At 61.2% G+C, this 16,165-nt stretch carries 14 protein-coding genes; 6 read left to right on the top strand and 8 right to left on the bottom strand.

Features of this window, described 5'->3' with window-relative positions; translation table 11 throughout:
* Nucleotides 1-2: 2 nt before the first annotated feature.
* Nucleotides 3-1,544 (bottom strand): bifunctional aminoglycoside phosphotransferase/ATP-binding protein, encoded by a 1,542-nt coding sequence (locus AC628_RS25495; RefSeq protein ID WP_074129558.1) that lies wholly within the window; start codon nt 1,542-1,544, stop codon nt 3-5.
* On the bottom strand, nt 1,541-2,524 hold the full coding sequence (locus AC628_RS25490; protein ID WP_074129556.1) for a zinc-dependent alcohol dehydrogenase family protein: 984 nt from the start codon (nt 2,522-2,524) through the stop codon (nt 1,541-1,543). The genes AC628_RS25495 and AC628_RS25490 overlap by 4 nt, the downstream gene beginning before the upstream one ends.
* Nucleotides 2,525-2,697: 173 nt before the next feature.
* On the opposite strand from AC628_RS25490, the gene AC628_RS25485 reads away from it, so the two are divergent.
* Nucleotides 2,698-3,174, top strand: a complete 477-nt coding sequence (locus AC628_RS25485; RefSeq protein WP_074129588.1) for a CBS domain-containing protein — start codon at nt 2,698-2,700, stop codon at nt 3,172-3,174.
* Complete coding sequence (locus tag AC628_RS25480; protein WP_074129554.1) at nt 3,156-5,927, top strand: bifunctional acetate--CoA ligase family protein/GNAT family N-acetyltransferase; 2,772 nt, start codon at nt 3,156-3,158, stop codon at nt 5,925-5,927. The genes AC628_RS25485 and AC628_RS25480 overlap by 19 nt, the downstream gene beginning before the upstream one ends.
* Here the strand turns inward: AC628_RS25480 and AC628_RS25475 are convergent.
* Nucleotides 5,897-6,307 (bottom strand): hypothetical protein, encoded by a 411-nt coding sequence (locus AC628_RS25475; RefSeq protein ID WP_074129552.1) that lies wholly within the window; start codon nt 6,305-6,307, stop codon nt 5,897-5,899. The genes AC628_RS25480 and AC628_RS25475 overlap by 31 nt on opposite strands.
* Before the next feature lie 266 nt (nt 6,308-6,573).
* Here AC628_RS25475 and AC628_RS25470 point away from each other — a divergent pair, with 266 nt between their 5' ends.
* The 4 genes from AC628_RS25470 to AC628_RS44210 all read left to right on the top strand — a co-directional run bounded on the left by AC628_RS25470 (nt 6,574) and on the right by AC628_RS44210 (nt 9,785).
* Nucleotides 6,574-7,599 carry an MlaE family ABC transporter permease gene (locus AC628_RS25470; protein ID WP_168193449.1) on the top strand — a complete coding sequence of 342 codons (1,026 nt, stop codon included), beginning with the start codon at nt 6,574-6,576 and terminating at the stop codon, nt 7,597-7,599.
* Nucleotides 7,600-7,601: 2 nt separating this feature from the next.
* On the top strand, nt 7,602-8,339 hold the full coding sequence (locus tag AC628_RS25465) for an ABC transporter ATP-binding protein (protein WP_074129549.1): 738 nt from the start codon (nt 7,602-7,604) through the stop codon (nt 8,337-8,339).
* Between the two features lie 15 nt (nt 8,340-8,354).
* Complete coding sequence (locus tag AC628_RS25460) at nt 8,355-9,461, top strand: ABC-type transport auxiliary lipoprotein family protein (protein ID WP_074129547.1); 1,107 nt, start codon at nt 8,355-8,357, stop codon at nt 9,459-9,461.
* 171 nt (nt 9,462-9,632) lie between these two features.
* Complete coding sequence (locus AC628_RS44210; RefSeq protein ID WP_168193446.1) at nt 9,633-9,785, top strand: hypothetical protein; 153 nt, start codon at nt 9,633-9,635, stop codon at nt 9,783-9,785.
* Nucleotides 9,786-10,077: 292 nt separating this feature from the next.
* On the opposite strand, the gene hemN is transcribed toward AC628_RS44210, so the two are convergent.
* From hemN to AC628_RS25435, 5 genes are all read right to left on the bottom strand, one after another.
* The gene (gene hemN / locus AC628_RS25455) at nt 10,078-11,430 is read right to left on the bottom strand and encodes an oxygen-independent coproporphyrinogen III oxidase (RefSeq protein WP_074129546.1); all 1,353 of its coding nucleotides are present in this window, start codon (nt 11,428-11,430) and stop codon (nt 10,078-10,080) included.
* A gap of 100 nt (nt 11,431-11,530) precedes the next feature.
* On the bottom strand, nt 11,531-12,202 hold the full coding sequence (locus AC628_RS25450; RefSeq protein ID WP_074129545.1) for a 3'-5' exonuclease: 672 nt from the start codon (nt 12,200-12,202) through the stop codon (nt 11,531-11,533).
* 1 nt (nt 12,203) lies between these two features.
* Nucleotides 12,204-14,006 carry a putative nucleotidyltransferase substrate binding domain-containing protein gene (locus tag AC628_RS25445; RefSeq protein WP_074129543.1) on the bottom strand — a complete coding sequence of 601 codons (1,803 nt, stop codon included), beginning with the start codon at nt 14,004-14,006 and terminating at the stop codon, nt 12,204-12,206.
* Between the two features lie 53 nt (nt 14,007-14,059).
* Nucleotides 14,060-15,751, bottom strand: a complete 1,692-nt coding sequence (locus AC628_RS25440) for a cation acetate symporter (protein WP_074129540.1) — start codon at nt 15,749-15,751, stop codon at nt 14,060-14,062.
* On the bottom strand, nt 15,748-16,050 hold the full coding sequence (locus tag AC628_RS25435; RefSeq protein ID WP_074129538.1) for a DUF485 domain-containing protein: 303 nt from the start codon (nt 16,048-16,050) through the stop codon (nt 15,748-15,750). The genes AC628_RS25440 and AC628_RS25435 overlap by 4 nt, the downstream gene beginning before the upstream one ends.
* Nucleotides 16,051-16,165: the final 115 nt, after the last annotated feature.

Here is a 16,165-nt window from a genome sequence, read left to right as displayed (position 1 = left end):
GTTCACAGACAGGGCTTGCTGCGTTCAAGCGTGGTCGCCGGTGTGCCGGACGCGTCGACAACGCTCCAACCAATAGGTCCGGTGTCAATGTTCTCCTGAAGCAGGACCACGTCGGCGGTCGCGTCCGACGCGTCGTGTCTACGCGATGCCGCGCGGTGCAGCCGTGTGGCACGATCCGCGGTCAGGAAGATGCCGCGGAATTCAACTCCGGCGTTGTGGGCGACGACTTCTGCGGCATCACGCTCGGCCCGTTTCAGGAATGCCGCATCGAGCGTCACCGAGACCCCTTGGGCCAGCGTTTGCGCGGCGTGCTCCAGCATAACGTGATAGATGCGATCGGAAGCTTTGAGGGTATACGTCACTGCGGGCAGGGTCGTGTGCTCGCTCACGTTATGAAGTCGCTTGCGAATAACGTCTGATCGCAGGACCAGGGCGCCCGGCGGCGGTCCGATCAGGGGAGCCATGTCACGGGCCAGCACGCTTTTGCCGGTACCTGATTTTCCACCAATCGCGAGAAGGATGGGGCGCTCAGGTGCGATGAGTCGCAGCGCGAGGTCGAAGTATCTGTTCGCAACCGTGACGATCGTTCGATCGTACGGATGTTGCCGCTGTTTGGTGAAGAGTACGTTGGCACGAATTGCTGCGCGAATTGAAAGAAACAGTGGCAGCAGGGAGAGCGCAGTCGACTGTCCGGCCCAAGCGGCCGTCATGTAGCTGTTGAATAGTCTGTTGGCGACAGCATCGCGCCCAAACGCGAGCAGATCCATCAGAGGGAACGCGAAATCGTACAGAACATCCGTTGTCGCGATATCCGGGTCGAATTCGATCGCGTCGAACAGGACCGGCTTGCCGTCAATCAGGACGATGTTGCCGAGGTGTGCGTCGCCGTGGCAGTGCCGCACGTGCCCCAACGTAGCGCGGGCACGCAAGAGATCGCGATTTCGTGCCAATTCGCGATGACTTAACTCATTCAGTTTGTCGATTCGGTCGCGCGCGAGGTCTGGCGTGCTGCGGAACTGTTCCGTGTTGCGGCCAATGATCACGGGAAGCGAGGCAGGCCAGTTCGATCCCTCGCTGATGACGGAAATTCGATGGGAATCGCGCAGGACGGCGGCCAAATCGTCGCCGAGTTCCGGTTCAAGGGCACCCGGTGCAAGGCGGTCGAGAGTCTTGCTTTCGTCAAAACGGGCCATTTCAACCGCCCACTCAACGACGGGGCCGGTCCCTCCGATCGCCAAGCCGTCGCGCTCATGGGTGATCGGAACCACCCCACGATAGATTGAAGGTGCATGGCGCTTGTTGACGGCGATTTCATCTTCACAAGCACGACGCCGCTTCTCCAACGTCGAGAAGTCTAGATATGGGAGCTTGACCGCGCGCTTGATCTTCAGGGCGCGCGATGGCTCGAGGAAGATGATCGAACAATGGGTGTCGATCCGTTGCACGGCCACGTTCGGCCGGCCCGATCCGGCCAGGAACGACAACACGGCGGTCTGGCCGACTTCGCCCTCGCTCGCGTCGGTTGATGACGCCGGCGTCGTCATGGCTTCAGAACGGCTGCGCCGACAAGCCTGCCGTCACGCAGGCGCGCGAGCGCTTCGTTCGCCTGATCGAGCGGGAAAACAGTGACATGCGTTCGAACTCCGGCTTTCGCTGCACTCTTGAGAAAGTCGGTGCCGTCCTGCCGGGTGAGATTGGCGACTGATACGATCTGTCGTTCACCCCAGAGAATATTGTAGGGAAAGCTTGGAATGTCCGACATGTGGATGCCGGCGCAGATCACGCGTCCGCCCTTGCGCAGCGCGCGCAAGGCAAGCGGGACGAGGGGGCCGGCCGGCGCGTAGATGATTGCGGCGTCAAGCTCCGCGGGCGGCCGATCCTCGGAAGCTCCAGCCCAGCATGCACCGAGCGACAATGCCAAACGCTGGGCCTCGATGTCACCTCTGCGAGTGAAGGCGTAGACATCCCGTCCTTGCCAGCGTGCCATCTGCGCCACGATGTGTCCCGCTGCGCCAAAGCCGTAAATGCCGAGTTTGCGACCGTGACCAGCCATCACAAGCGAGCGCCAGCCGATCAGGCCTGCGCACAGCAGAGGCGCCAGCTCGACATCCTCGCCGTGCTCGCCGAGCGGAAAGCAGTAGCGCGCGTCCGCCACCAGATGGGTCGCAAAGCCGCCGTCCCGCGTATAGCCGGTGAACAGCGGATCGTCGCAGAGGTTTTCCTTGCCCTCCCGGCAGTACGGACAGCGTCCGCAAGTCGAGCCGAGCCAGGGAACGCCGACGCGCGTACCGAGAAGCGCGTCGCTTACGCCGTCACCCATGGCGTCGATGCGGCCGACCACCTCGTGACCGGGAACGATCGGATAGATGATGTTTGATAGTTCTCCATCGACTACATGAAGGTCGGTGCGGCAAACGCCACAGGCGCTGATCTTGACGCGCACTTCGCCGGGGCCGGGAACAGGATCCGGCCGTTCCACATATTGCAGCCTTGCGCCGCGTGCGGGCAGGATCATAGAGTGCATGACGGAACTCGCTGAGGTTCGTGCCCTCTCTTTGATCACGTGACGTCGGCCCTGTTTTGATCCTGGTCAACGCCGATGAGCTGTTCCTGTTTAGGTTCGTCCCGTATCGCGGACATGCCGTTCGTCTGGCCGCGAAGCGCCCAGGGATAGCCGCCCACCCGAAGGGATCAGCCATGTACGAATTTCTCCAGGAGACTGTTGCGAACAACATGACGAAGTCGGTGCGAAGCGTCGCTCCCGAAATGACCGTGGGCGACCTGTACCGGCTGTTCGCACAGGAAGACTATGACGCCTATCCCGTCTTGCGTGACGATGCCGTGGTCGGGTTCGTCACCAAGCTCGATGCGCTAAAGGTGTTCACCTGCACGACTGATCACATACTGCCGCACTACGACGACCGTATGGGAACGACAGTCGACGAGATTATGTCGTCCGACGTGATCTCGGTCGAACCGGACACCAATCTGCAGCGCGTTCTGCAACTGATGGTCACCCATCGTCTCAAAAGCCTGCCCGTGATCGACAAATATCGCCACTTGCTCGGTGTCATTGCTCGCGAGGATGTCATGCGAGCCCTGGCGCGCTGCACGAAGCGGCAGGCGCCTTCGCTCGTCCCCTGCGAGACCGTTCGATGTCTACGTTTGGTCTAGAGCGGGTTTTTTCGCCTCGGACTATCGCTGTGGTCGGCGGCAGTTCGCGTCCATCGTCGCTTGGCTTGGCCGTTCTCATGAACCTCAAGTCGAGTGGCTTCACTGGCCGACTCGCGGTGGTCAATCCAAACTACGCCGTGATTGACGGCGAGAAGACCGTTCCAAACCTAAATTCGCTCCCGTTCGTTCCGGACCTTATCGTCATCACGGCGCCTGCTGTCGCGATCCCCGGGATCATCGCGGATGCCGCCGCGGTTGGCGTTGCCGGCGCGGTGATCCTGTCGGCAGGTCTCGGCCATGGTGCGGGCTCGCTTGCCGAGACGGTCGCGCGGACGGCGCGCATGCACGGCATACGTTTGATCGGACCCAACTGCATCGGCGTGATGATACCCCGCGCCAATCTCAATGCGAGCTTTGCAGCTCATCGCCCATCCGACGGACGTGTGGCGCTGATCTCGCAATCCGGCGCTATTGCAGCGGCGATGATCGAGTGGGCGGCCGAACGGCTGCTTGGCTTCTCCGGCATCGTATCGATCGGCGACCAGCTCGATGTCGACGTCGCCGATCTGCTCGACTACTTCGCACAGGATGATCATACCAACGCGATCTTGCTCTACATCGAGAGCGTCAAGGATGCCCGCAAGTTCATGTCGGCGGCGCGCGCAGCTGCGCGGCTGAAGCCCGTAATCGTCGTCAAATCGGGCCGAATGGCGGTAGGTGCCAGGGCGGCGGCGACCCACACCGGCGCGCTGGCCGGATCGGATGCCGTGTACGACGCTGCCTTTCGCCGCGCCGGCATGCTGCGTGTGTACGACCTGCGCGAGCTGTTCGACTGCGCCGAGTTGCTCGGCCGTGGCTTTGTCCCGCGCGGCAATCGGCTCGCGCTTCTGACCAATGGCGGCGGGATCGGCGTCCTTGCGATTGATAGGCTCGCGGAGCTGGGCGGTGCGGCCGCCACTTTGTCTGCCGGTACGATCGCGTCGCTTGACAAGGTCCTGCCGCCCAGCTGGTCGCACGGCAATCCCGTCGACATTTCCGGCGATGCGGATGCCGCACGTTACATATCTGCGCTTGACGCCCTGCTCGAGGACGCCAATAGCGATGCCGTTCTGGTCATGAACGTGGAAACGGCGGTGGCGTCAGCTGAGGGCATCGCCGAAGCCGTGGCACGGCGTGTCGGTGACCGCCGCGCCAAAAACAGTGCGGTCGCCCCGTTGGTGTTTGCAGCGTGGGCCGGTACCGATGAGCGGACCAGTGCGACCTTCGAGGCTGCCGGCATCCCGCATTTCCCGACTGAGGATGACGCGGTGCGTGCCTTCATGTATCTGGTACGGTATCGCGAAGCGTCCCTCGCACTTGCCGCGACCCCGCCAAGCGTTACCTCGGCGTTCACTCCAGGCACAGCAGCAGCGAAGCGCGTGATCGCGCAGGTGCTATCGGAGGGACGCCAATGGCTCGATCCGGTCGAAATCGTCGCGCTGTTCGAAGCGTACGGTATTCCGATTGTGCCCACGGTCGCCGCCCGCGACGCCGACGATGCCGCCGACAAGGCTGAACCGTTCCTGGCCAAGGGGCTGGCGGTCGCCGTCAAACTGTTCTCGCGCGACATCACGCACAAGTCGGATATCGGTGGCGTCATTCTCGGTTTGCGGACCCGCGAAAGCGTCGCCGACGCAGCGAGGACGGTGCTGGCGCGGGCCCGGAGCGCTCGCCCGGATGCCAGCCTGCAGGGGGTGACGATCCAGCCGATGATCGTGCGGCGTGCGGCGCGGGAACTGATCCTCGGAATTGCCGATGATCCGACCTTCGGTCCGGTCATCGTGTTCGGGCGTGGCGGCACCGCGGTCGAAGTGATCAACGACAAGGCGCTGGCGCTGCCGCCGCTCGACATGAATCTGGCCCGTGACCTGGTCGGGCGCACGCGGGTCTCGCGACTGCTTGCAGCCTATCGCGATGTGCCTGCGGTTCCTGCCGACGTCGTGCCGCTTACGCTCGTCAAGCTGGCGCAGATGGCGGCCGATATTCCCGAAATCGCCGAACTCGACATCAATCCATTGTTGGCGGACGAAACGGACGTGCTGGCGCTTGACGCGCGCGTGGCGGTCCGCAAGCCGGCGCGGCTGTTTGCCGGTCAGACCCGGCTCGCCGTGCGGCCCTACCCATCGCAATGGGAAGGTCAGCTCAGCTTGCGAGATGGTTTACGGGTCGCGGTCCGGCCGATGCGGCCGGAAGACGAGCCCATGGTCGAGGCCTTCTTCAAACGCGTGACCATCGAGGACCTCAGGCTGCGTTTCTTCCACGCGGTGAAGCAGTTCTCTCACTCGTTCATCGCGCGCCTGACCCAGCTCGACTACGCCCGCGCGATGGCTTTCGTCGCGCTGGATACGCAGACCGGCGAGATGCTGGGTGCAGTCCAGCTTCACTCGGATTCACTCTACCAGACCGCCGAGTACGCCATCCTGCTGCAGTCCGACCTCAAGGGAAAAGGCCTTGGATGGGCGCTGATGCAGCTTCTGGTCCGCTACGCCAGGTCGGAGGGACTGAAGCGCCTGTCCGGCGAGGTGTTGATCGAGAACACAACCATGCTGAGCATGTGTCATGAGCTCGGATTCACCGCCGCGAAAGAACCGACCGACCACCGGGTCGTCAATGTCGTGCTCGACCTTTCCCTTCCGGTGGCGGATGTCGTAGGGACCGACATCCTGATCAGGCAGGGCGCCGATCAAAGCGGCGCGACGGCGATGACACGATAGGGATGCATGCCGTCGGCTTCACGGACGGAGACATATTCGTCGAGCCTGAAGCGTTCGTTTCCGAAATGATATCCGGTTTCGTCGGCGGTGGTGCCGGCCACATCATAATGGAAGCGCCAGCTGTCGCCCGGACCATGCACGAGGTGGCCGAGCTGATCGGCCTCGGCGGGCCGCTGACGAACAACGCGGCACGCCTCGCGATGGGATTTCCAGATCTCGACATCGATCCGCGACGCCGCGTCGAGCGGGGCGACGATAATATAACGGATCGCGGATGCACCCCCGGGATGATCGTGCTCGCGCGCACGTCCGAGGCGGATCAGTCTGAACGAGCGCGGCAACGACGTGTTTTGCAGTGGCTTGAAGGCGGGGCGGTTCATCGGAAATGTCCCTAAGCCGGCCCTCGTTGCCGGGCCAAATCAGGCAAACCGTAATCCTACGGCCCGCCAAGCCGTTGATTTGGGTCAAGAACGGCGCTGAGCCGTGAATCGATTGCGTTGGGTCAAACACCGCCGACCTCAGCCTCCTATGCTCGGTTTTCCAAGTTGGAGTCGGCCTATTGTTCAACGCACCGGTATTGACCGCGAATGAGGACGATCCGCGCGTGCTTACGGCATGCGGGGCCTGGAACGTCGCTAATGTCGAGATGTTGGAGCGGCTGTGCGAGCGCGCGGCCAGCGCCGACATTGCAGCGATAGATCTACGCCGCGTCACCGCACTCGACACCGTTGGGGCCTGGTTGCTTGAAAGACTGGCCCGCGGTGGCCGAACCAGAGCCGCCTTGACCGGTGCGGAGGGCCCGTATGGCGATTTGCTGGAAGAAGTGCGAGGGCTGAACCGTGCCGAGCCCGGTGAACGCAAATCCGTCAATGCCCTGCTGGAGAAGCTCGATCAGCTCGGACGCGGCAGCAGGCGGCTGGTATCCGATTCCGGGGCCTTCCTGCATATGCTCGGCGCCCTCAGCGCGGCGCTGCTCGGGGTTCTCAGACATCCGCGGTCGTTTAGACTGACGTCGACCGTCTATCAGCTCGGCCGCGTGGGATGGCAAGCGGTGCCGATCATGGCGCTGATTACGTTCTTGATCGGAGCCATCATCGCTCAGCAGGGGATCTTCCATTTCCGCCGCTTTGGCGCCGAGTCCTATGTCGTCGACATGGTCGGCATCCTGGTGCTGCGCGAGATCGGCGTGCTGATAGTCGCCATCATGGTGGCCGGACGATCGGGCAGTGCGTATACGGCCGAGATCGGTGCAATGAAGATGCGCGAGGAGATCGACGCGCTCAGCACCATGGGGCTAGACCCGGTCGCGGTGCTGATCCTGCCCCGGGTGCTGGCGCTCGTGGTGGCACTGCCGATTCTTGCCTTTCTCGGATCGCTCGCCGCGCTTTATGGCGGCGGGCTTATCGCATGGCTCTATGGTGGCATGAGCCCCGCCATCTTTATCGCACGCCTCCATGAGGCGGTTTCCGTCACGCATTTCGAGGTCGGCATCATCAAGGCGCCATTCATGGCGCTCGTGATCGGACTTGTCGCGGCCGTAGAGGGATTGAGCGTCAAGGGCAGCGCGGAGTCGCTGGGACAGCAGACGACTGCGTCGGTCGTGAAGTCGATCTTCCTGGTCATCGTGCTCGACGGACTGTTCGCCGTCTTCTTTGCCTCGATCGGGATGTAGCCATGGCTGGCTCGACGGCGATACATATCCGCAATCTGGTGGTTGGCTTCGGCAACAAGACGATCCTCAACCATCTCAATCTTGACGTGAAGCAAGGCGAGATCCTCGGCCTCGTCGGCGCATCGGGCGGCGGCAAATCGGTGCTGATGCGAACCTTGGTCGGCTTGCTGCCGAAGCGCGGCGGGCAGATCGACTTTGTAGATCACAGGAAGGGTGAAGGGAGCTGGGGTATTCTGTTCCAACAGGGAGCCCTCTTCTCGGCTTTGACGGCGCGGCAGAATGTTCAATTCCCGCTGCGCGAGAATGCGCATCTCTCGCCGCGGCTTCTCGATGAGATCGCGGACGCCAAGCTCGAGATGGTGGGTCTTACGAGCGCGGACGGCGACAAGTTTCCTTCCGAGCTCTCGGGCGGCATGACCAAACGGGTCGCTCTCGCCCGGGCGCTCGCGTTGGATCCCGCCCTTCTGTTTCTGGACGAGCCAACCTCCGGCCTCGATCCTATTGCGGCGGGCGAGTTTGATGCCTTGATCCGGACGCTGCATCGGACCCTTCGCTTCACCGTGTTCATGGTGACGCATGACCTCAACAGTTTGCAGGCGATTTGCGACCGGGTCGCGGCGCTCGCTGACGGGCGGATCGTAGCGGTCGGGCCGCTGTCGTCCGTGCTGGAGTCCGACCATCCCTGGGTCAAGGCTTACTTTCACGGTGCCCGAGCGCAGACACTTGGCTTCGGCACCTAGGCAAGAGAGACGTACATGGAAATTCGCGCGCCCTATGTTGTTGTCGGTGCATTCGTGCTTTCGGCGATCGTCGCCGTGTTCGGCTTCGTCTACTGGCTGAACAATGTCGGCGGCATCGGCAAGCGGGAGAGCTATCAGCTTGTCTTTACGGACCCCGTGCCCGGGCTCCTCGTCGGTGCGGGCGTTCTCTTCAACGGTATTCGCGTCGGCGAGGTGACTGCGCTCGAACTGGTGCCGGAACGCCCTCGCGAGGTTCGCGCCACGATCGCCGTCGCCGAGCGCACGCCGGTGCATAGTGACACGCGCGTCGGTGTTGATTTCCAGGGGCTGACTGGCGTTCCGGTGATCGCGCTCGAGGGAGGCGATGATCCCGCAGCACCGCCGGCGCGCGCGCCGCTGGTCGCCGAAAAGGGCGCCGGGCGGAGCATGACGCAGGCTGCCCGTGATGCGCTCCGTCGGGTCGATGCCGTCCTGTCCGACAATGCCGCGCCGCTGCACAGCACGATAGACAACCTCAGTACGTTTGCCGAAGGTCTGGCGCGCAACACCCCGAAGCTCGACGGCATTGTGGCAGGGCTGGAGCGCATGACGGGCGGGGCGCCCGCGTCCCGCAAGGTGGTCTACGATCTTCACGCCGTTGACGACTTCGGGCCGCAACGCGGCGGACTGCTACCATTCCCGCTTGCGATGGGGGAACCGACAGCGATCGCGCGCCTGCAAACACAGCGCTTCCTGTTCACGCCCGACGAGGACGTTCCCGGCTTCGCGAACTCACAATGGAGCGATAGCTTGCCGGCGCTGCTGCAGGCGCGCCTCCAGCAGAGTTTCGAAAATTACGATATTTCTCACGCGCCGCTGCGCGCCGACAACTCCGTGGACGGTGTACCGCGTCTGCTGATCGACTTGCGGCGCTTCGAGATCGCGCTTGGGTCTCAGCCCAGGGCGATGATCGCGCTGTCAGCGAAGATTGTGAGCTCCGACGGACAGATCAGGGCAGCACAATTGTTCGAGGAAGCCGCACCCCTCACGACTCTCGCGCCCGAGAATGCCGCGGCCGCCTTCGACATTGCTTTTGGCGCCCTCGCGCGCAAGCTCGTAACGTGGACATCATCACCGGCATGAGTGCCGAGGTCCGGGTGGGCGCCCCTCTTGGACGCAAGGGACTAAGTAATTCCCCTTAAGTGATTGACGCATTCGGGTGCGCTACGCAGGCGGCATCGCCGACGTAACTCGAGGCAGCTTCCGGCGACCGATAGCCGGGACGCCCCCGGCCTGATTGCGCTGAGGGGAGCAATGGCACGGGATGACCGAGACAGACTGAAGCGAGTAAACGAGCAAACTCAGCTGCGAGAGCAGATCGTCGATATTCTTGAAATCTTCTCAGTCGAGGAGCTTCGTCAACTCCTCGCTGAGATTGACCGCATCTTGCAGGAATCGGAAACCTGAGTGGCGAAAGGCGTCGTCTCACTTGGCGGCCCTTTCGTGAAGGCATTGCAGATTGGCTCGCCGGTTACCGCTTTTGACGGTCAACCAACACTGAATGGTCCGTCGGCCTTCCTTCATCAGCTCGCGCAGCAATAAAAGAATGCCCGGCAAAGCGGCCGGGCATTGAGTATCGAGACAACCTCAGGGAGTAAGGGTCGCTCGTTCTAGTGATTTCTATTCAAGCACGTCGTGGCCTACCGCAATTTGAGCCAGCGCAATTTCGTCGTAGAAACTCGGGATACTGCGACCATGATCAGACGGCGCGGCTATGAGTGGCCACGGAACTCGGGAGATGAGCGTCGAACGCGGAAGCAACGCTGCGGACGAGGAATTCTGCGCCGGCGCTCACAGATAGTCGGTCGTCGTCCATGGTTACCGCGCCGTTCGCGATCAAGCCGTCGAGCCGCCTCCGATTGACGATCGCCGTATGCGGATCCCGGCCGTGAGATCGAGCGATCTTCGATAGGTCTACAGCCATGTCGCACATGACCCGCTCAATGATGTCGGCTCGGAAGCGGTCGTCGTCGGTGAACGCGTAGCCCCTGACGGTGGCGAGCTGGTCTTCAGCCACGCGCGCGAGGTAGTCGTGCGTCGCGACGGCGTTCTGCACGAAGCCCTGCGGTGTGCGGCCTATGGCGCTGGCGCCCAGGCCGATCAGCGTTTCGGCGGAATCATCCGTGTAACCCTGGAAATTCCGCCGTAGCCGGCCCTCTTGCTTCGCCGCGGCAAGACTGTCGTCCGCGAGGGCGAAATGATCGAAGCCGATACGCACGTATCCTGCGCCGACGAGGGCTTCTGCAATCGCTTCGGACTGCGAATGGCGCTCGGCTCCGCCAGGCAGAACGCCCTCATCGATCGCGCGCTGGTGCTTCTTGAACGAGGGAATGTGTGCATAGCCGAAGACAGAAAAGCGACTTGGACGGAGCTCTATGCATTTGCCGACCGTATCCAGGCACGAGCCCACCGTCTGCAGCGGCAGGCCGTAAAGGAGATCGAAGTTGAGTTTATCGATGCCGGCCCGCCGCAGCCGTTCGACGCACGTTGCCGTTTGTTCGAAGCCCTGCAGGCGGTTGATGGGCCGCTGGACCGCGGGATCGAAGCTCTGTACGCCGAGGCTCGCGCGGTTGACGCCGCTGAAGCCGAGCGCCTCTGCCATCGGTTCGGTGAGGGTGCGAGGATCGATCTCGACGGCGATCTCGGCATCGGGCAGTACGAAGTAGGAATAGCGCAACGCGCCGACAAGATCGGCGAAAGTTTCCGGTGTCATGATCGTCGGCGTGCCGCCGCCGAAGTGGATGTGCGAGACCGGAAGGCGCTGGCCGATGGTTTCGGCGACGAGGTGCGCCTCGGTGCGTAAGCCAGAGGCATAAAGGGCGATCGGCTCGTCTCGCCTTGTCACGGAAGTGTGGCAACCGCAGTACCAGCACATGGATCGGCAGAAAGGTACGTGCAGGTAGATCGATGCAGGGCGCCGTGTGGAAATGGACCGGAGCCATCTCCGATAATCCGCGACGCCGATCGCGGGGCTGAAATGCGGTGCAGTCGGATAGCTTGTATAGCGGGGAAGCCGATCCTGTCCGTAGGTAATTGCCAAGTCCGGTCGCATTCGCCGTCCCTCCAGATCCCGATTGGCTATCCTGCTTCCGGCGCGCCGGCTTTGCGCTAACTCAAATCGGGTTCCGCTCATTTGAGGTACAATAAGCGACCTAACCGCCGGTTGGATCGAATACGGTGTGAGTACGCAAGCGAGGTATTCTGCTTCCTCGCACCTTCTTGTCGCGCAGCGCGACATACATCATGGCGGTCATGAGCGCGTCGTTGAAAGCATCGTGCTGGCCGAGCGGCGGGATGTCCAGATCTTTGAGGATTGAAACGAAGGAGAGGTCTATGGAAGTATTCTGCGGTGCGTCCCCGTACTTCCGTTCGTAGTATAGCTGCGAAACTTCAATGCGAGGATTTGGCAGTTCGATTTCGAGAAAAGGAAGGATAAACTTGTCCAGCATCGCGATGTCGAAGTCGACGTAGTAGCCGACCAGGGGGCGGCCGCCGACAAAATGCAGGAATCTCGGTAGCAGCTTCCAGATCGGATGTCCCTGGGCGACGTCGGCTCGGCGCAGGCGATGCACCTTGATTGTATCTGCCTGCATACCTGCATCGGGGCGCACGACCTCCTCGAAGCGCTCACTCGTCAGGATCCTGTTGCCCCTGATCTTGATCGCAGCGATGCTGATGATCTCGGCCGTGCGAACGTTCAGGCCCGTGGTTTCGCAATCGATTGCCACAACCTCATCCGCGGCGCCACGCTCGAACATGAACCGATAGGACTGATCACCTATCGAGGCCTGGTGAAACAGACGCTTGATCGCGCGGGGGATCACGTCAGAAAGCGCCGAGGTTGAAGTGATTGCGGATAAAGTCGCGGAATTTCTTTACGATATGGAACGCATCGCGCAGGAGGTCGCGCTCCATGCTTGACAACGATGACGGCCGTACAAGCGTTCCGGAGACGCCGGCTGATGCCGCCAGCTGTCCATCGAGCCTTAGCATCAGCATGAATCGAAAAGCCTGGGTAAGCTCGCGAGCGAAATCGTCATGCAATATGCCCAGATCGCGCAACCGCGCAATGCGCTTGTCAGTGGCGGTTTCCGTCAAGCCGTGCTCGAGGACGAGACTGCGAACGCCATGGACGACAGGGAAAATACCTCCCTTTTTGAGGTCAAGAGCGTCGCCATTGGCCTCGGATGTGATCAAGTGCTTGAACAGGCCTATCGGCGTCGCGAACAAGTCTATCGCGCGGGCGAAGTGCGCGAGGAATGCCTGCTCGCCACGTAACACCTCAATCAGATTGGTCTTGGCTTCCGCCAGCAGCTCAGGATCGCCGGCGACGCATCGCGCATCAAAAAAGATCGCAAGATTCAGATGAGACGTCGCGTCAGGCAGTGCAAGCCAAGTGCGAAAGTCCGCAAGATATTCGGATAGCGGCTTGGACCATGCGGGGTTGCTCACCATGACCAGCCCGGGACACGGTGGGAAGCCAAATTCGGCCAGCGCGCCGGAGAATTGACGCCGGAACGAATCCAGTTGCGCCCGGTCGCAGGAGTTGCGCAGGATGAGACCATTGTCCTGGTCTGTACGTATTGTTTGCTCGCCGCGTCCCTCGCTGCCCATAACAATGAGGCAGCCGGTACTGCGAAATTCTGCCGGCGCCAGCATGTCAAATAGTCTGGAAAAGAGGCGCTGATTTAGGTCGGATATGATTTCGCCAATCAACTCGACGGCGATGCCCTGACGGCGCAGAGTGCGTACCTGTGCTGCCGTTTCACGCGCTGCGGCCTGCAAATCATCTCGACTTGAGGCGCGCTCGATGCGTCCAGCCAGAAGTTGGGCGCTGCCGGCAAGGAAGCCGAGTACGTCGATATCCTCCAAGATACCAATGAAGCGTTCACCCTCCCGAATCGCAATGCGCCGCTTGTTCAGCTTGGCCATCAGGACGAGTGCGGTGGAGACGAGATCGTCAGATTTCAACGTGACCAGATCAAAATGTGCAAGGTCACGTACGGGGGCTTGAATTGACTGGCGACGGAGAACCACAGCCTTCGATAAGTTCATGCCCGTGACGATGCCCGTGCGCTCGCCGTCGCGAACCAGCAAGGCGTTGCTGTCGGCGTCGCGCATCGCATGGCCTGCCGTCTCAATGGTATCGTCCGCATCGATAAAGGTAGCGGAGCGCATGAACAGCTCGGAGATGCGAGCCCGCATCGCTGACCCGTAGCGCTGCTCCTCCTGGTCTTTGACGAAGTTGTCGAGCTTGAGCGATAGATCGCGGTAGAAGAACGAGGCAAATCGTGGGTTGCGTTGGATCAGGTCAAGTATCGTGGCCTTTGGAACGGCGTAGCAGAGGGTTTCCTCGCGACTGACAAAGGCGTGACCGCTTCTTCCATGGACGAGTGCCCGGCTGTCAAAACTGTCCTTGGGACCGAGCAGGGCCAATAGATCGCCGCCGTCTCGTTCTTCAATGGTGCCCTTGATTACGACGAAGAGGGAGTCGGCCGACGTATTCTGTCCGACAATCAATTCGTCGGGACCGAAGTAGATTATGTCCAACGTCGCACGAAGTGTTTCCACTTCATGCGGCGTCAGGCGATCGAACGGTGGATTTGCGGCATCGAAAGCCTTGGGCATTCACCATGGTGCCTTTGCGCTTGTGCAATGCGTCAACTCGCCGGGTCCGTATCTCAGTGCGTGGTGGCGTCGGCTGCGCCGATACCGGTCTGGCTCCGCACAAACTGCGCGTCAAAGCCTCCGCGGTCAGCGCCGGCTCGAGCACTGCGGTCCAGCACCGAGACCAGCCAGATCGCCACAAACGCAATGGACATCGAGAACAAGGCAGGATTGTCCAGCTTGATCGGTGCCGATCCCCTGGCGAATCCGAATGTTGCCTCCCAGACTGCGGGCGACAGGAGCACGCCGATGACGGCGCTCGTCAGGCCGAGGAAGCCGCCAATCAATGCGCCTCTGGTCGTGAGATCCTTCCAGAAGATCGACATCACCAGAACCGGGAAGTTGCACGATGCCGCGATCGCGAAGGCCAGGCCGACCATGAAGGCGACGTTCTGGTTCTCGAAGATTATGCCAAGGATGATCGCGAGCACGCCTAGGAACAGCGTCGCTATCTTGGAGACGCGAACCTCGTCTTGCTCATTGGCATGACCGCCCTTGATCACCATCGCGTAAATGTCATGACTGATTGAGGATGCTCCTGCGAGGGCCAACCCCGACACCACCGCGAGGATGGTCGCGAATGCGACGGCAGAAATGAAGCCGAGGAACATGTTGCCGCCGACTGCATCGGCCAGGTGGATGGCGGCCATATTCGATCCGCCCCTGATGGCAGCAATCCCGCTCTTGGTCTTCTCAAGGAGACCTGCATCGAGAAACGCCAGATCGGTCGAGACAAGCGTAATGGCGCCGAAGCCGATAATGAAGGTCAGGATGTAGAAATAGCCGATGAAGCCAGTCGCATAGAACACCGACTTGCGTGCGGCCTGAGCGTCTTTCACGGTGAAGAAACGCATCAGAATATGCGGGAGGCCGGCAGTTCCGAACATGAGGGCGATGCCAAGCGAGATCGCCGATAATGGATTCGAAATCAGACTTCCCGGCTCCATGATGGCGATCTTCTTCGGATGCACCTCGGTTGCTTTGGCAAACAGGGCTTCCGGACTGAACCCGAACCTGTAGAGTACGGCGCCGGCCATGAACGTCGCGCCAAATAATAGCAGTACCGCCTTCGTGATCTGTACCCAGGTCGTGGCTTTCATGCCGCCAAAGGTCACGTAGACCATCATGAGGCCGCCGACCAGGATGACGGCAATCCAGTAATCCAGGCCGAAAAGCAACTGAATCAGTTTGCCGGCGCCGACCATCTGCGCGATCAGATAGAAGGCGACGGTGACCAGCGAGCCGCATGCGGCAAGGATGCGGATCCGCGTTTGTCCGAGCCGAAACGAGGCGACGTCAGCAAATGTGAATTTGCCGAGATTGCGCAGTTGTTCGGCGATCAGGAACGTGACCACGGGCCAGCCAACCAGCCAACCTACCGAGTAGATCAGGCCGTCGTACCCCGACGTGTAGACAAGGCCCGAAATGCCCAGGAAAGAAGCCGCGGACATATAGTCACCGGCAATCGCAAGACCGTTCTGTCCAGCTGAGATGCCACCGCCGGCAGAGTAAAAATCCGCAGCCGATACCGTCCGTTTTGACGCCCAGTAGGTGATCGCGAGCGTCAAGGAGACGAAGCCCATGAACATGCCAATGGCAGCCCAATTGACGGCCTGCTTGGCGCCGCCATCGATGGTCCCTGCCGCCAGTGCGACCGACGGAAAGCAAAGCAACAAGGTGATCAATAAGCCGGTGAACTTTTTCATGAGCGGCGCGCCCCGACAATTTGACGGATCAGTGGATCGTATTTGGAGTTGGCTTTGTTGACGTAGATGCCGGTCAGGAGGAACGCCGAGACGATGACCAAGAGGCCGATCGGGATGCCGATGGTCGTGACGCCTGCGCCAATTGGGGTGCCCAGGAATTTTGGCGCGTATGCGACCAGGAGGATGAAGCCGAAGTAGATGATCAACATGATCAGGGATAGCGTCCACCCGAGCGAGGAACGTCGACGAACCAATTCCTGATAGTTGGAATCTTGCTCTATTATTCTGTAATTGCTCACTTCACGGTCCCCTCAGCTTTGTGAAAGAATGTCGGATCCGCGCGGAGCGGATCGATTTTCTTGCATGGTGAAAGTCGGGCACATGTGATCGTGAGGTGATCTCGCTCACGACAAG

Source organism: Bradyrhizobium sp. NAS96.2 (assembly GCF_001908235.1).
Classification (GTDB): domain Bacteria; phylum Pseudomonadota; class Alphaproteobacteria; order Rhizobiales; family Xanthobacteraceae; genus Bradyrhizobium.
The sequence above is the reverse complement of the archived record's forward strand: the minus strand, read 5'-3'. Positions and strand labels throughout refer to the sequence as shown.

What these genes read in the sequence shown, in the direction of transcription:
- AC628_RS25495 (WP_074129558.1), bottom strand. Translation starts at nt 1,544, where the DNA reads ATGACGACGCCGGCGTCATCAACCGACGCGAGCGAGGGCGAAGTCGGC.
- AC628_RS25490 (WP_074129556.1), bottom strand. Translation starts at nt 2,524, where the DNA reads ATGCACTCTATGATCCTGCCCGCACGCGGCGCAAGGCTGCAATATGTG.
- AC628_RS25485 (WP_074129588.1), top strand. Translation starts at nt 2,698, where the DNA reads ATGTACGAATTTCTCCAGGAGACTGTTGCGAACAACATGACGAAGTCG.
- AC628_RS25480 (WP_074129554.1), top strand. Translation starts at nt 3,156, where the DNA reads ATGTCTACGTTTGGTCTAGAGCGGGTTTTTTCGCCTCGGACTATCGCT.
- AC628_RS25475 (WP_074129552.1), bottom strand. Translation starts at nt 6,307, where the DNA reads ATGAACCGCCCCGCCTTCAAGCCACTGCAAAACACGTCGTTGCCGCGC.
- AC628_RS25470 (WP_168193449.1), top strand. Translation starts at nt 6,574, where the DNA reads ATGTTGGAGCGGCTGTGCGAGCGCGCGGCCAGCGCCGACATTGCAGCG.
- AC628_RS25465 (WP_074129549.1), top strand. Translation starts at nt 7,602, where the DNA reads ATGGCTGGCTCGACGGCGATACATATCCGCAATCTGGTGGTTGGCTTC.
- AC628_RS25460 (WP_074129547.1), top strand. Translation starts at nt 8,355, where the DNA reads ATGGAAATTCGCGCGCCCTATGTTGTTGTCGGTGCATTCGTGCTTTCG.
- AC628_RS44210 (WP_168193446.1), top strand. Translation starts at nt 9,633, where the DNA reads ATGGCACGGGATGACCGAGACAGACTGAAGCGAGTAAACGAGCAAACT.
- hemN (WP_074129546.1), bottom strand. Translation starts at nt 11,430, where the DNA reads ATGCGACCGGACTTGGCAATTACCTACGGACAGGATCGGCTTCCCCGC.
- AC628_RS25445 (WP_074129543.1), bottom strand. Translation starts at nt 14,006, where the DNA reads ATGCCCAAGGCTTTCGATGCCGCAAATCCACCGTTCGATCGCCTGACG.
- AC628_RS25440 (WP_074129540.1), bottom strand. Translation starts at nt 15,751, where the DNA reads ATGAAAAAGTTCACCGGCTTATTGATCACCTTGTTGCTTTGCTTTCCG.